Genomic DNA, 15,197 nt, shown 5'->3' with positions numbered 1-15,197 from the left:
TTAAATTAATTAAATGAATTTACAAGAAGAACTCAATAAGGCAGGAGGATTTAAAAATCTTGAATTGCTAGCAAAACAAGTCGTTGAAGGCTTTATTGCTGGAATGCATAAAAGTCCGTTTCATGGATTCTCTGCTGAGTTTGCTGAGCATAAAATTTACAATCCAGGAGAGAGCACTAAACATATAGATTGGAAACTCTATGCGAAAACAGACCGTTTGTATACTAAACGTTATGATGAGGAAACCAATTTACGCTGTCATATTATATTAGATAATAGTAGTTCTATGCATTATCCGGAAACGGCAGGAACGCATATAGACCATCTTAATAAAATTGCATTCTCAGCTTTAGCAAGTGCGTCTTTAATGCATATTCTGAAAAAGCAGCGTGATGCTGTTGGTTTGAGTATTTACAGTGACAACTACGATTTTTATGCTCCAGAAAAGGGGAGTGAGCGTCATCATCAAATGTTATTACATAAATTAAGTGACGCTGTAGTTTCTAAACCTGAGACTAAAACAACAGAAACGTACAGATATTTGCATCAGATTGCCGAAAAAATTCATCGTCGTTCCTTAATTTTTGTGTTTACAGATATGTTTCAAACGTCAGAAGATGACGAAAAACTGTTTGAAGCATTACGACATTTAAAGCATAATAAGCATGAAGTAGTCTTATTTCATGTTTTTGATAAAGAAAAAGAATTGTCTTTTGATTTTGATAACAGGCCCAAACGATTTATCGATGTGGAGACTGGAGATCATATTAATTTGTATGCAGATAATATTAAACATACTTATGAAAAAGCTGTAAAAGAATACTTTACGAACTTGAAACTAAGGTGTGGTCAGTACAGAATTAAGTATGTAGAAGCTAATATTAATGCTGGATTTGACAACATATTGACGACTTATATGATAGAGCGTCAAAAATTTATTTAAAATATTTTTTATTTTTTTAGTTTTTTGTTTGTCAAATTAAAAATGCGATGTATATTTGCCCTCGCAATTAAGCAACGGTCTGGTAGTTCAGCTGGTTAGAATGTCGCCCTGTCACGGCGAAGGTCGCGGGTTCGAGTCCCGTCCAGACCGCTAAAATTGCAAAAAGAAGCTTCAAGAAATTGAGGCTTTTTTTTAGCGATTAAAAGACGTTGTGTTGTTCCAAGAGAGATCTTGGAAGTAGTTTACCAAAGCAATTTGGTATTCCAATGAAAGGCTTTCCTTTTTTCTGAATAAGAAGATTGGGATGCTTTTTTGTTTTAGGAAGGTTTTAAAGTCGTTCTAATACAATTCTCTTTTGATACAGATGCAAGAAGAGACCTAAAACATTTAAGTCTCTTCTTAAAATTTTGACGAGCTTGTACCTTTAGTTTTAATCTATCAATTTACCGTGCTCTGTTAGGACGACCTGGTCGTTTTTTAGAACCTCAAGTGTAACTTCGGGAGCATCGTCTTTAGATATACTATTTCTGTAAATGTTGTAGGTGTATATTCCGTTTATAAACGTAATAGCGTAATTACCACCATTGCCTTGGAATTCATAGTCTCCGTCATTCAATATTAAATCGGGTTTTGAAGCTTGGTTCTCAGTAACTTTCCAGGATGCATATCTGTAGGTGTGATTAGCGAGTTGGTCTATTCTAATGAGGTAGTTTTTAGTCTTTAGTTTAAAGATTGGGTTTTCAAATGTTTTTAAGGAGTTGTGTAGGTTTTCTTTTTCTTCGGCTATTAGTGCTGCTCTTTTCTTTTTTTCAAGCTCGCTTTGGTGGTTTACAGCTTTTATTTTTCCGTTAGCGCTATCAATCCAAATTATACCATCATCTAACATTATACCTCTCCAACCAATTTCTTCCCACTGATCTAGTGTTGAGTTTGTAATTAGTGCTACAAGTGTATCGTCAAAAACTTCAGAGAAGCGCAGTTTAAAATCGGCTTCGCTTTTAATGCTTGGTATGGGATATGTTCTTTCTAAGGGATAATTTATGAGCTTGGCTAATTGGTCTGTGTTTTTGGTTTTAAACAAGCTTATTATAGTGTTTATGTGGGCGTTTTTTTGTGTGTCAAGGGGTTTGCTCTGCGTAAAACCTATTGAGGTAATACATATTAATAGCGCTAAGAATTTGAACTTCATAATTTGGAATTTTTAAAAATATTAAACTTATACGTATAGATGGTTTATGGTTGCAGTTGTGGTTTTATATCAATAATAGTATTTAAGATTGCTGCTGTTTGAGAGGTTAAAATCAATACAAATTTGAGTGATAAGCACTAGTGAATTTGTAAATAAGCAAAGCCGACTCTAAATATGAATTGAGCCGGCTTTGCGTTGAATTAATAGACTTACTTAAATTATTTTTGAATGAAATCGAGATTTAAAATGTTGGCTAATGAGGCTAACATTCTAGTCTTTTCTATATATGACATTTTAGAGAACTTCTCTTTATCTTCCTCGTGAGAAGGTATAAATGCTTTAGCATCCTCTTTGTTTATTAGCTCCTTTACTTCTTGAGCCATTTTTATCGCTTCAGGATAACACGAGCTTTCCGAATCAATGTATATTAAACTAAATAAGGTTGAAGAATAATCCTTATATGATTTTTGAATACGTGCATGTTCAAGTATTTTTTTACAATTTGAATCTCTGTTATCTGTATAAATATTGGTGATTAAGCGTTCTGCATCAGCAAAACAACTCATATTTTCTGGAATGTACTTTAGCAACCCATAAGCCTTTTTGTATTCTTTCCTTTGAATATGAGTGTTAGCTGATTTAAGAATTTTAGCACAATTTTTTTCGTAATAAGCTAAAATATTCGCTTTAGCCTTTGTGAAAAAGTTTTGGAATTTTTGGCCTGAAGTTTTTATTTGCTTGATTGCTTTTGTTATTGCTTTTTCTGTGTCCTTATCGGTAACTATTATCGTTGTTTTAAACTGATTAAATGGAGTTTGACTTTCTGCATTTGTAATTGATAAATGCATTGCGATTTTAACGACTTTGACTGTTTCAATATCTCCAGCATTTCTTATGTCTACCACTTCGATGTAAGGAACAATATCAAAGGGAGCCTGGCTAGAGAGGAAGTGGTTCCCTTCGTTAAGTATGCCTCCCTGCTTGTAGCTCCCTTCGATTTTTTGTTCCAGCAATCTGTAATGTGCTTTAGTGACACTGCTTTTGGTTTTTGTATCTGGCATTTTATAACTAAAGTTAATGGCACTGTAATCTTGACCAAATCCTAAAGTGCTTGAGAAAGCAAAAGCCAAAAACAAAAACAAAGTATATGTTGTACGCTGCATAAATACTATTTAATTGTAATAAACAAGTTCTGTCCTTTTATATTTCTAGAGGCAGAAACGTTATTAGCTTTTAGGAATCTAATGAGTTCACTTGCAAATCTATTTGGGTTATACGGTCTACCTGTTTCTTGATTAAAAAGTGGTATTCTTACCTCATTAAAAGCCATGGATTTCTCTGAGATTCCAGCTAAGTTAGCTCTTCCTTTATAGGCGTTTGTATAAATCCAGTCTTCAATAGCTTCATTTAAGAAGTCGCCGTCGCCTACTTCACTATCAAAATCAATTTCAGCATCTTCATGCAAATTGAGCTCAATTTTAATAGCACGTCCTATTTCTCTAATTTCATCTGTTTTTTCAAGAAGCATATTTAAAAACTCTTCTCTAATGCGGTCGTAGGCTTTTTCGATTAATTTATCATAATCTTTAGTGTTAAAACGACCGCTATTTTCTGATTGATTAGAGAAACTAGCTCCTGTGTGGGTTTCAAATGCTTGAAGTACTAAGGTTACACTTGCGGATCCAGAATCATCGGTTGTAAGTTGTGTGTCTACCTGCACATAAATATCAGTACCAGACCCAGCGATTAAATCGGCTTTAAAGTCTGCTTGCCTATCCATTTGAAAAGCACGATTAGACTCGGCAGCTCTTAGATTTGCAACAAAATCTACAGTCGTCCATCCACGTTGGTCAAAGGATTGTTTAACCATGGACATTGCAGAGCGAATGTATGGATTGTCGTCTAAGATTTTTCTAATGTCTTCACCTTCTTTAGTATAAGGTACAACCATTAATTTGGCTTGTGCTCTTGCGACTTCATCACTTTTAGTTGCTTCAATTTGAGCAAACGTTGAAAAGGTTTGAAAACAGCAGATCACTATTACTATTGTTCTTAAAAGATATGTTGTTTTAGTCATAATTAAAATCCTATTTTATTTAAAATTTTGTTGCGTTCTAAGTCTCTTCTTAAAAGATTGTAGTTAAGTTTAAACGTAGATGCTGCAGTTATACATTGTTTAGTTGCATCTTCACAATCAAAGTATTCTACTTGGTTACTTGTGATGTATTGTTTGTAGCCTGATTTGTAAAACTGATCAAAAAATGCTTTGTTCTCCGTTTCAACGCGTTTTCCTTTTTTAATCATTGGGTTTTTCATATCTGTTCCTGGAAAGCCTATGTATAATAAATGTCGTATTGCTTTTTTTTGTGCGTTGTCTATGGCGTCTTGCTTTACTCTAAATTCATCACTAGATCCTAGTAAGGTTACAATGCCTTGGGTGTCATGCTCAATAAGTTGAGATGTTGAATATGGGTTAACCGACAATTCTGGTAATTCCGACGATTGTAAGCCTGAACGGCAGCTTGTTACTAGGATGGTTACAAGAATTGATAATAAGTAAATGTTTTTCATAATGTTAAGATTTAAAGGTTATTGGTTTGTTATAATGGTTATTGATTTGTTATTTATCTCACTAAGACTCCTAGGGGTTGTCCATTTTTAACGGCCTTTTTAATGTCTTTTTGGTTGTTTATTAAAGTGGCTACAGAAAAGTTTTGGTCATCTACTCTAATGACCCAAGCAGAACCAACGACTTCATTTCTTTCTATTTCCTTATCGCCCATAGTGATTGTAGAGGTTTTTACCACATCTATAATCTGACCAGCTTGCACTCCTGCGGCAGTTCCTGCTCCAAATGTAAATTCATGCTTTTCTTTCTTTTTCCAACCAATGATGTTAGCTGGTAACGGAAAAAGAGCTCTTGTGGCTTTAATGATATTATCACTTAATGGTATTAAAGCAAGATTAAAAGCTTCTGAGCTTGTGCTAGAAGAATCTAATAATAGCTTTTCTTTTTCTTCTAATCTTTTGTATTCGTCTTTAGAATAGTAAGGCTTTATTACTTTTTTAATGTCCTTGTTAAAAGGTGTAAATACAGAATTCACAGTTTCTGTGTGCAAGATTTCGCCAGTAGAAACGTCTAGCATTCTAATTTGAATATTAATGGTGGATGTCCATTTATTTTTCTTAATCTCAGAATTACTAATAGCAATAATGCTTCCGTCAACTAAATAACTAGCTCCTTTACCAAGCCCTTCTGCAACGGTATTTTCGCTATCCATAAAAGCTTCTGTTCTTTGAAGTTTCTTTTCTTTTTCAATTTCTTCTAATTTTTCTCTATCCACCACCGTGAATCTTTTAGAAGAAACAAAGCCATTGATAACTGTTTCTTGAATTATTTTGGCTTCATTGCTACTAATGGATTGTTCGTCATAAGACATCGGAAGAAATGCAATAGTGGTTTTGTTTTGAGCTTTAATAGCTAAAGCAGCAAACAGAAGACATAAAAAGGTAATTGTATTTTTCATATTTATATTATGTTAGAATTGGTGTATTTTTTAAAATTTTTGCATTAATGATTTAGCTTTATTCTTTAGGCTAAACTAGGTGTCTTTATCTGTAAGACGCCACTTATTCCTTGTCAAGAGCTATCAGATCTTGAAAGTTTGCGTATAGATTTCTTGTTTTTGAATAATTGTTTTAATTGACCCGAGATTTCAAATCTTTAAGTTGTTAATGGGTCTTTTTAAGCTGAAATAGCTTTTTATAAGTCTGGAAGTGCTTTCATGTTTTAAAAGATATAGGTTCATTGTGATTTAATTTGGTTGAGGCAAATATGATTTGATTTTTCAATAAAACGGAAAAAATGACGGGTAGTAAGCGTGTAGTTTTGGAAACTACCCATGGGGTAGTGTGTTATTATGTGTTGATTTTTAGGCGTTTAGGCTTAGTTTGGTTGTGCTGGGGATTCTTTTGTGTGTCGTGTTTTGTGTTTTTATTTTATGAAAAACTCAGCTTTTTTGATGTAATTATATCGATGAAAGCTGTAAAAAATAGGTTGAAATCATCATTTTTGATAGTTATTGATTACAAAAATGATACGTTATTTTGGTGGTGCTATTCTTTATTGCCCTTAAATATTTTAAAAATAATGATGTAAATAGGGAGGAATCTACGGTGGTTTCCAGGGTAACTTTTTATTATGACATTGTTATCATAATAAAAAACGCTTTTGACGGTTTTCTTGTGTCTAATATTTTAAACCACTGTAAATTGAATTATAGTTCGTAGGTTTCTCGGAGTATGATGCGATTTTTTACACCTAAAAGTTCGTAGATAGCTTTTAGATGATATTTAACAGTATTTTCAGAAATATAAAGTTCAACTCCAATTTCTTTATTCGTTTTTCCTTCTTTAACTAATTTAATGACTTCGAGCTGTCTCTCGGTTAAATTATGTGATTCTAAAATATTTTTAGTGTTTGTTTTAGTGTCAATTTTAGCAGATAAACGTTCAACTTCGTTACGTATATATTGATTTTCCCGTAATATTAATTTATTCTTTTGTTTATAAACACGTAATAATATTAAGAGTACAATGATTAATGTGATTATAATTGCAGAAATAACAACTAAGTAAATCTGCTGTTTTTTTTAGCTTCTTGCTGAATTTTAAGTCTTTCTTCTTTAAGTCGGTTTTGTAAAGCTAAGAGCTTCTCGCTATGGTTGGTAAAATTGTACTGTTCTCTTTTTTCTGAAACTAATTGCTGTGTCTTTAAGGCGTTTTCATAGTCGTGAATGCGTTTATAATGTTGGGTTAAGCCTTCGTGCATTATAATATTATAGATTGGTACATCATGTTTTTCGGCATAATATAGACCCTTTTCAAAAGCTTGCATGGCTTTGTTGTAATCTCCAAGAGTTGAGTATAGTGTTAGCTTTGCTCTATATATATTAGGTAAGTGTTTAGGGTTGTCTTTTTCTAAAATTGATATGGCTAAGTCGTAATTCTCTTCTACTTTTTTGTAATCCTCATCCCAGAATGCCACAGCTCCTAATACGGTATAGTAGTGGGCAAGAGTTTCTCTAGTTAGGTGTTTAACAGTATTGTCGTCAAACTTTTCGAGAAGCATTACTACTGTTGATTGATCTTGCATGTCGAAATAAACAAACATTTTTTCGGCTAAAATTTTTGATTCTAACTCTTCTCTATGGGTAGATTTTTTGGCTTCTAATTCAGCTTGTTCAAGCTTATTAATGGTCATTACATAATTGTAGACACGCTTAAATGTATAGGCCATTTGAATGTAAGCGTGAGTTTTGTCAAATGGATCGGATTTAGGATCTTGAACAATCTTGTCTAATTTTAATAAAGAGGTCTCGTACTGTTGTTGGTCGTTGAGTTTAGAGATTTCATCCTCTAAGGTAATGGGATCAATATGTTGTGCAATGATTAGAGCGGGAAAGCAGTAAAAGATAATTTTTAAATAGTGGAGCAGCATTAGTGGATAGGATATTTTAAATAGTGAATAAAGTTTTAATTATACACTTATAAATGGAGTTTAATGTTCTGTAAGATTTTATTTGACAAACCTTAAATATATATAATAATTTTACTTAAAATTAATTTTCATATGCCATTTTCATTATGTCAATAAAGATTCACCTTGCGCTTTAGTTTTGGGTGACTTTTCTCTTTGTTTGACTGTATTTTGCTTGTTGTTTAATAGACTTGCTTAGGAGATTTTTAGCTTTTTTAATTTTGACTGACGAACTAAAAAAACAAATCTAAAAACACCAAAAGGGCCTATATTTTTTTCTACTACGTTTTTAATATTGTTTTGTAAGTGTTATGCTGAGATCTTTTTTTGTTTTATGAGTCATTGGCTTCTGGTATTGTCAAGTTTTTGAATTAAGCATTCATTTATTATAATAAAAAAATAGAGAATACGAATATTTTTTAGAGGTATAAAGCTCAAGTTATCAACAGGTTATGAACATGAAATGTGTTTTTGGTCGGACAATATCTACCTTTCGTCGACATATCGTTTGGAAATTTCGTAAAGATATGTATCTTTGTAGTCCTCAATAAGCCCTCAAATCGCTTGTAAAGGAAAATTTTAATCCATTTTACTATTAGGCATTTGCTTGTCTAGAAAAACGTCCCTCGTTTTAATTTATAGTGCAATTTTAGGTAGCGCCTAAAATAGTTAATAATCCATTCCCTTCCCTCAATGTAACGTTATGCGTTGCGCAGTTTAATGTTGACTATTTTGTAAACCCTAAATTTATATATACATATGAAAACCCTAAAAATTACTATTGCCCTAGCCGCTGTATTATTATTAACTGTATCTGGAGTACAGTCTGAAGCTGTTGTAGCTAATAATGATGAACCTACTTATAACACGCATGAGAATTATGATTTAATTGCGCACACAAAAAATAAAGTTAAGTTAAAGACTAACGGTTAAACCTTCGTCAAAAAAATATATTAATAATTAGCCCTAATTACGATTAGGGCTTTTTGCCTTCCATATATTTAATATACCTTTGAGTAAATACTTATAATTAAATTGTTGAGGGCTTTATTTTTAATATTATTTTTATGTACAAAAATTTATGGTCAGAACTCTGGCCGTAATACGATAGCGATTCAGGTAGATTCACTTATAGAAGAATCTAAGAAGTCTAATTATTCGCAAGAGGAACGCATTGCTATCAGTCTTCAATCCGTTGAGATTGCTAAAACTTCAAAAATTGATTCTTTAGTATTAAAAGCAAATCGAAATCTATCTTTAAAATATTTTTATGCAGAAGATTATGACAAATACATCTCTGTAAATCAATTCAATTATAAATTAGCTAAAAAACTTAAAGACACTTCGGCTCTTGCTGTATCTGCAGGGAATCTGGCGAGTTACTATAAGTTTGTTAAAGTCTATGATAGTTCTTTTTTCTATTTTTCTAAATCTCTAAAATATTATTCGACATTAAAAAATTATAAGGAAGAGGCGTATTCTTTAATGAGTATTGCAGATTTACAGTATAATGAGAAAGATTATACCTCGAGTGAAACCAATGCCATTCGGGCTATAAAACTTTTGAATGATTTACCAGAAAATGAAGATAATTTAGACGATTTATGGATCTTACATAATAGAATTGCCGGTATATTTTCGGAGCTTAATCAGTTTGATAAATCTATCCAATACCATGATAAGGCTATAGATATAGCTAACAAAATGAACGACGGTTTTCTTAATAGAGTTTTCTCTATCCATAATAAGGCATTTGTTTATAAGAAAATTGGAGATTACGATAAGGCTATTGAGTTGTATAGTAGTTTGTTGCCGTTGCGATCAAAGTATCATGAAGAGGATCCTACTTTTTATGCTTTAATTATGAGTAATCTTGGGCATACCCAACTGCTTAATGGCAATAGAAATTACTCCGAGCTTTCAAAAGCTTTTCATGAAGCACATGATTTAGCTGTACAGTATGATGATGATTTAATCAGGATTGCTGTAGATATTGATTTGTCTAAATTTTATCTCGAATTCGAGGAAAATGATTCAGCTTATATATATGCTGAGGAAGCTTATAACATATCCAAAAAGTTATATGCTAACAATTATACATTAGAAGCATTAATGCTGCTTTCAAAAATTAAAAAAGGCGAAGAAGGTAAACGTTATTTATATGAGTATATTAAGTTAAGCGATAGTTTAATAAATATAGAACGTAACGTTAGGAATAAATTCGCAAGAATAGAATATGAAACTGATCAGTTAGTTGCAGAAAACGAAAAAATTTCTAAAGAAAATTTATACTTACTTATCTTATCTATTGGTTTATTGGTAACAGCAATTTTAACTTATCTATTCGTTTCTCAACGTGCAAAAAATAGAAAGTTAAAGCTTATACAGGTACAGCAAAAAGCAAATGAAGATATTTATAACTTAATGTTAGTGCAGCAAGATAAAGTGGATGAAGCTAGAGCCAAGGAGAAAATAAGAATATCAAAAGAATTGCACGATGGTGTATTGGGAGGACTCTTTGGTGTGCGCTTAAGTTTGGATAGTATTAATTTTAAAGAAGGAAAAGAAGCTATGATGACTAGGGCTAAATATATTAGTCAGCTTCAAACTGTTGAACAAGATATACGTAAAATATCTCACGAATTAAATACTGATTTTGTAGCAGGATCTGGGTTTATGGATATTCTTACTGAACTTATTGAAAACCAAGCTGAAGCTTATAACTTAGAACATCAATTTAGTTATACGGATGATATTAGTTGGGATTTGGTGTCCAATAAAACCAAAATTAATATTTACAGAATCATTCAAGAGTCCATGCAAAATATCTATAAGCATGCTAATGCAAAAACGATAAAAATTAGTATTTCATTAGAAAAACACTTAATTTGCATAGATATTATTGACGATGGCAAAGGCTTTGATACTTCTAAAAGTAGAAAAGGTATTGGGTTAAAAAACATGAGATCTCGTGTTGAAGATATTGAAGGTGAGATTTCATTTTCGTCCCAGCCATACAATGGAACACAAGTTAATGTTCAGATTCCCTATATAAACCAATCAGCATGACCCGAGCGCAAAACGAATTTCAATATTTATTGTAATACGTTTAGTGTGAGAATAACATGTGACCAAAAAAAATAACCACATGAATCATATCAACATTTTAATGGTAGATGACCACCCAATTATTATTGAGGGCTATCAAAATGTGTTAATGGCAACAAAGCAAAATGATCAAACTTTACATATAGATACAGCGCATAATTGTGACGAAGCAGTTATTATGATAGAGCGTGCATCAAAAAAATACCCATATCATGTTTGTTTTTTTGATATCAGTTTACCTGGATCAGAAGATGGCCAATATGCCTCAGGTGAAGACTTGGCTTTACTGGCAAAAAAATTAATGCCTAGAGCTAAGATTGTCATTCTTACCATGTTTAATGAAACGTTTAGAATTCATAATATAATTAAAGAAATAAATCCAGATGGCTTTCTTATAAAAAGTGATTTAACATCTATGGAATTGGCAGATGGTTTTCAGCAAATATTAAAATCTCCACCTTATTATAGTAGTACGGTTAATAATTATTTAAAGAAAACAATTTCTAGTGATATTTATGTTGATGATATTAATCGAAAAATTCTGCATTTGCTATCACAAGGTATTAAGACAAGAAGCTTAAATGAGTATGTAGATATTTCTACAAGTGCGATAGAAAAGCGAAAAAAACAACTTAAACTTTTGTTTTCTGTAGAAGATGGAAAAGACGAAACATTACTAAAAGAGGCCCGAGAAAAAGGGTTTTTATAAAAAAGAGATAAAATATGGCTTGTTTTTGATTAAAAAATACTCTTGAAAGCATTGTTAATGCTATAAACTACGGTTTCTCCACAGTAAGTTTACGGTTTTTCCACAGTAAAAAGTGAAAGCGCTGTCTTATCTTTACGCCATCAGCAAGAATTAATTAATCCCTCGTTAAGTAATTGTTGAATTAATAGCAAGAATTGAAACCTAGTCACATAGTATGCGGCTAGGTTTTTTTCTTATTATAATGTTTTTAAGATTTAATACCAACTTGTGTTGTGTTCCGATAATTTGACAATAAAAAAGCCTAAGTAAATTATAGCAACAATAAATTTTAAAAAAGTAGATGCTATAAATCCTAAGAACGATCCAAAAGCAGCTTTTAATGCTTTATTAAAATCATTGCGATGCATCATTTCTCCAATAAGCGCACCAACAAAAGGGCCAATTATAATGCCAAATGGAATAGGAGAAAATAAACCAATAATTAAACCTAAAGTGGTGCCAATCATTCCAGCTTTACTACCACCAAAACGTTTGGTGCCAATGGCAGGAATAATATAATCTAGTATATAAATAAAAACGGCAAATACTAGAGTGACAATTAAAAAGGTTGTACTTAATTCTATGCCATCTGTAAAATGAAGCACTAAAAGACCAACCCAACTGGTTAGTGGTCCGGGTAAAACAGGAAGAAAACTACCTAGAATACCTAAGATCATTAAAAGTAGTGCTAAGAGCACTAGAAAAATTTCCATATATATAATTTGAATTCATCTATACGTCGCAATAAGCAGACCAAAGTTACATTTATTAACTAAAAAATTAGTTTAAACTAATTTTTTAGTTATATTAGCAGTGTGATTTAGAAAAAATCATAAAAATGTATTTCAAGATTTAAGAGTAATTATAAATATAATCTCATTGAAAATCAATATGATAGTTGTGGGATTGTGAATAAAGTATAGCACAAGATGAAACAGTTAACAAAAGCAGAAGAGGAAATTATGCAAGCTTTATGGCAGCTTAAAAAAGCCAATGTAAAATCTATAATTGAAATTTTACCAGAGCCTAAGCCTGCATATAATACGGTGTCTACAATCGTAAGAATTTTAGAAAGTAAAGGTTTTGTAAACTATGAGAAAAAAGGAAAAGGACATGTTTACTTTCCTATAGTTGCTAAGGAATCTTATAGTAATCAGTCTATTAATAAATTAGTAGACAATTATTTTCAAGGTTCTTTTAAAAGTATGGTGTCGTTTTTTGTTCAGAAAAATGATGTGGATGTCAAAGACATTGAAACCTTACTAGACGAAATCAATAAAAACAAACCGCAGTAGTTCTTTTATTATAAAAATTGAACGCTATCTAGTATACAAAGTTCAATAAGAGCACTAAACAATTAAATAGTAACAAATTAAAAAATTATGCTGTATTCTATTCTTCAAATTATAGCTTTTCAAGCGTTGTTTTTATTGATATACGATTTGTTTTTAAAGCGCGAAACCTTCTTTAATTACAATAGAGCGTATTTAATAATTACACCTGTATTAGCGCTTGTGTTACCATTTCTTAAGTTTCCTCAACTAAAAACGATGGCCACAAAAGATATGGTCATTCATTTACCAGAAGTGTTTATTGGAACAAAAACGCCTACGGTTTACGACATTCAAACGGCAGAACTAGCTGGTATTATTTTAGAGGATCCAGAAACTCCACTTTGGCAAATAATTGCAGTAATAGGCATTGTGATAGCCTCATTGATTTTTCTAGCTAAAATCACCAAATTATATTGGCTAAAACATAAAAATCCAAAACGTTGGAAAGGTAATATCCTTATTGTTAAGCTCATAAAAAGTAGTGCGGCATTTTCGTTTTTCAACACCATATTTTTAGGAGAACATATTTCAGAGTCCGAAAAACCAACGATTTATAAGCACGAACTAGTGCATATTGAAGAATATCACACCGTAGATTTGTTGTTTTTTGAATGGCTTAGAATCGTATTCTGGTTTAATCCTTTAGTCTATATCTATCAAAATAGAATAAAAGAATTACACGAATATATTGCCGATGCCAAAGCGGTAAAGCAAAGTGGTAAGGCAGATTATTATACAAGTTTACTCAATCAGGTTTTAGATGTTAATCAGGTGTCTTTTACCAATACTTTTTTTAATAAATCATTAATCAAAAAACGAATCGCTATGTTACAAAAATCAAAATCAAAACAGCTTCATCTCATAAAATACGCCTTGTTAATTCCTATGGTTTTTGGGATGTTAATTTATACGTCTACAGAAGTTAGAGCGCAGAAAAATAAAGAGCAAAACGAACAAGTTGTTGATCAGGAAATTACTGATGAAGCCTTGATTGTTAAATATTACAATGAGTTGGTTGCTATGAAAAAAGCCGGAGCTGATTTTAATGAGCTTTTTGAATATGCAGGATTTAGTGATAATAGTTTAGAAAAGTATCTGCTGTCTAAAGAAGAGTTTTTTAAAATGCATGCTTTTAGATTGTATATGTCGGATAGTTATGTTCAAAAAAAATCAGAAGATGGGACGCTTAATCAAGAGGATCTCGATTATTCTGAATTTATGAAAGAAAGCAGGTATAAAAACTATGCAGAATATAAAACGTACAAAAATACAAAAGCAGCAAAAGAACATTGGGAGTTAAGTACTCAAGATGGTATTCTTAAATTATTTGTAGAAGATTTAGCAAATAAAACAAAAGAAGAAGAAGCTAGGTTTAATGGCTTGCTAAAGCAGTTAGAAAGTGATTCATATTTTAAAAAACTTGTAGTTACAGACGGTATACAGACGTTTGCAATAGATTCTTATACTTCAAACCAAACTACAGAAACAGTTATAGAGATTGATGAAAACATAGAAGTTCCTTTTTCAGTTATAGAAGAAACGCCAACGACATTTGAATGTAAAGATTTAGAATCTAATAAAGAACGAAAAGACTGTTTTAGTAACTTTGTAACCAAGCACATCGGTAAAAACTTTAATACAGATATAGGTGATAATTTAAGTCCAGGAAAAAAACGAATCTTTGTACAATTTAAAATTGATAAAGATGGTTCTGTTAAAGACATTAAAGCTAGAGGTCCAAGTCCAGAACTAGAGATTGAAGCTAAGCGTGTTATAGCAACCTTACCGCAGTTTATTCCAGGCAAACAAAAGGGTGACGTTGTGGTTGTGCCTTTTTCTATTCCTATTGTTTTTCAGATTCATGGAGATTCTAAAAACGTAATAGATCTTAAAAAAGATAGCTTACAAGTACTAGAAAGCTTAAGGAAACGTGCTGTAAAGCGTTTAAACGATAAAGAAAATGTGCCTTTTAGTGTCGTTGAAATAGCACCAGCTTACTCGAGTTGCGTAGATCGGTCTTCAGAGGCAGACAAAAGAGCATGTACGGTGAGTACTATTAATTCATTTGTAAATAAAAATTTTAATCTCAATTTAGCGCAATCATTGGGATTGTCTTCTGGTAAAAAACGAATTTTTGTGCAATTTACAATAGATAAAAATGGGGATGCTAAAACTATTAGAGCTAGAGGGCCACATCCTAAATTAGAAGAAGAAGCCGTTAGAGTTATAAAATTATTACCACAATTTATACCTGGGCAACAAAATGGTGAACTTGTAAATGTGCCGTTTTCTTTACCAATTGAATACCAAATTCACGGCTCTAAAAAATAATAATT

The 15,197-nt window shown here is 31.8% G+C and carries 14 protein-coding genes and 1 tRNA gene; 7 read left to right on the top strand and 8 right to left on the bottom strand.

Annotated features, from left to right (window positions below; translation table 11 throughout):
* Positions 1 to 13 precede the first annotated feature (13 nt).
* Positions 14 to 943, top strand: coding sequence for a DUF58 domain-containing protein (locus ABD730_RS16095; protein WP_334465551.1), 930 nt, complete (start codon positions 14 to 16; stop codon positions 941 to 943).
* 76 nt (positions 944 to 1,019) lie between these two features.
* Positions 1,020 to 1,093 (top strand) — tRNA-Asp (locus ABD730_RS16090).
* 280 nt (positions 1,094 to 1,373) lie between these two features.
* Here the strand turns inward: ABD730_RS16090 and ABD730_RS16085 are convergent.
* From ABD730_RS16085 to ABD730_RS16060, 7 genes are all read right to left on the bottom strand, one after another.
* Entirely contained in the window at positions 1,374 to 2,132 is a 759-nt protein-coding gene (locus ABD730_RS16085) for a hypothetical protein (protein WP_344715951.1), read from the bottom strand.
* 218 nt (positions 2,133 to 2,350) lie between these two features.
* Positions 2,351 to 3,295 (bottom strand): hypothetical protein, encoded by a 945-nt coding sequence (locus ABD730_RS16080; protein ID WP_344715950.1) that lies wholly within the window; start codon positions 3,293 to 3,295, stop codon positions 2,351 to 2,353.
* Positions 3,296 to 3,300: 5 nt separating this feature from the next.
* Positions 3,301 to 4,209 (bottom strand): DUF6175 family protein, encoded by a 909-nt coding sequence (locus tag ABD730_RS16075; RefSeq protein WP_344715948.1) that lies wholly within the window; start codon positions 4,207 to 4,209, stop codon positions 3,301 to 3,303.
* 2 nt (positions 4,210 to 4,211) lie between these two features.
* A complete protein-coding gene (locus ABD730_RS16070) occupies positions 4,212 to 4,703 on the bottom strand; it encodes a hypothetical protein (protein ID WP_334465540.1) in 492 nt (163 codons plus the stop codon).
* A gap of 53 nt (positions 4,704 to 4,756) precedes the next feature.
* Positions 4,757 to 5,659 (bottom strand): CsgG/HfaB family protein, encoded by a 903-nt coding sequence (locus tag ABD730_RS16065; protein ID WP_334465537.1) that lies wholly within the window; start codon positions 5,657 to 5,659, stop codon positions 4,757 to 4,759.
* A gap of 750 nt (positions 5,660 to 6,409) precedes the next feature.
* Positions 6,410 to 6,601, bottom strand: coding sequence for a response regulator transcription factor (locus tag ABD730_RS17485; protein ID WP_425583588.1), 192 nt, complete (start codon positions 6,599 to 6,601; stop codon positions 6,410 to 6,412).
* 161 nt (positions 6,602 to 6,762) lie between these two features.
* Entirely contained in the window at positions 6,763 to 7,632 is an 870-nt protein-coding gene (locus tag ABD730_RS16060) for a tetratricopeptide repeat protein (RefSeq protein WP_344715945.1), read from the bottom strand.
* A gap of 798 nt (positions 7,633 to 8,430) precedes the next feature.
* Between ABD730_RS16060 and ABD730_RS16055 the strand changes: the two genes are divergently transcribed.
* The 3 genes from ABD730_RS16055 (at position 8,431) to ABD730_RS16045 (ending at position 11,488) form a co-directional block, all read left to right on the top strand.
* The gene (locus ABD730_RS16055; RefSeq protein WP_215926961.1) at positions 8,431 to 8,604 is read left to right on the top strand and encodes a hypothetical protein; all 174 of its coding nucleotides are present in this window, start codon (positions 8,431 to 8,433) and stop codon (positions 8,602 to 8,604) included.
* A 105-nt stretch (positions 8,605 to 8,709) separates the two neighbouring features.
* Positions 8,710 to 10,740, top strand: a complete 2,031-nt coding sequence (locus ABD730_RS16050) for a tetratricopeptide repeat-containing sensor histidine kinase (RefSeq protein ID WP_334465529.1) — start codon at positions 8,710 to 8,712, stop codon at positions 10,738 to 10,740.
* A 79-nt stretch (positions 10,741 to 10,819) separates the two neighbouring features.
* Positions 10,820 to 11,488, top strand: coding sequence for a response regulator (locus ABD730_RS16045; RefSeq protein ID WP_215926965.1), 669 nt, complete (start codon positions 10,820 to 10,822; stop codon positions 11,486 to 11,488).
* A 254-nt stretch (positions 11,489 to 11,742) separates the two neighbouring features.
* On the opposite strand, the gene ABD730_RS16040 is transcribed toward ABD730_RS16045, so the two are convergent.
* Entirely contained in the window at positions 11,743 to 12,240 is a 498-nt protein-coding gene (locus tag ABD730_RS16040) for a DUF456 domain-containing protein (RefSeq protein WP_344715943.1), read from the bottom strand.
* A 216-nt stretch (positions 12,241 to 12,456) separates the two neighbouring features.
* On the opposite strand from ABD730_RS16040, the gene ABD730_RS16035 reads away from it, so the two are divergent.
* Together ABD730_RS16035 and ABD730_RS16030 are read left to right on the top strand one after the other, a co-directional pair.
* Positions 12,457 to 12,822, top strand: a complete 366-nt coding sequence (locus ABD730_RS16035) for a BlaI/MecI/CopY family transcriptional regulator (RefSeq protein WP_334465522.1) — start codon at positions 12,457 to 12,459, stop codon at positions 12,820 to 12,822.
* Between the two features lie 87 nt (positions 12,823 to 12,909).
* Positions 12,910 to 15,192 (top strand): M56 family metallopeptidase, encoded by a 2,283-nt coding sequence (locus tag ABD730_RS16030; RefSeq protein ID WP_344715941.1) that lies wholly within the window; start codon positions 12,910 to 12,912, stop codon positions 15,190 to 15,192.
* Positions 15,193 to 15,197: the final 5 nt, after the last annotated feature.

This window comes from Winogradskyella damuponensis, from assembly GCF_039538385.1.
GTDB classification, from domain to species: domain Bacteria; phylum Bacteroidota; class Bacteroidia; order Flavobacteriales; family Flavobacteriaceae; genus Winogradskyella; species Winogradskyella damuponensis.
Note: the sequence above shows the minus strand (reverse complement) of the source record. Positions and strands in the feature narration are given on the sequence as shown.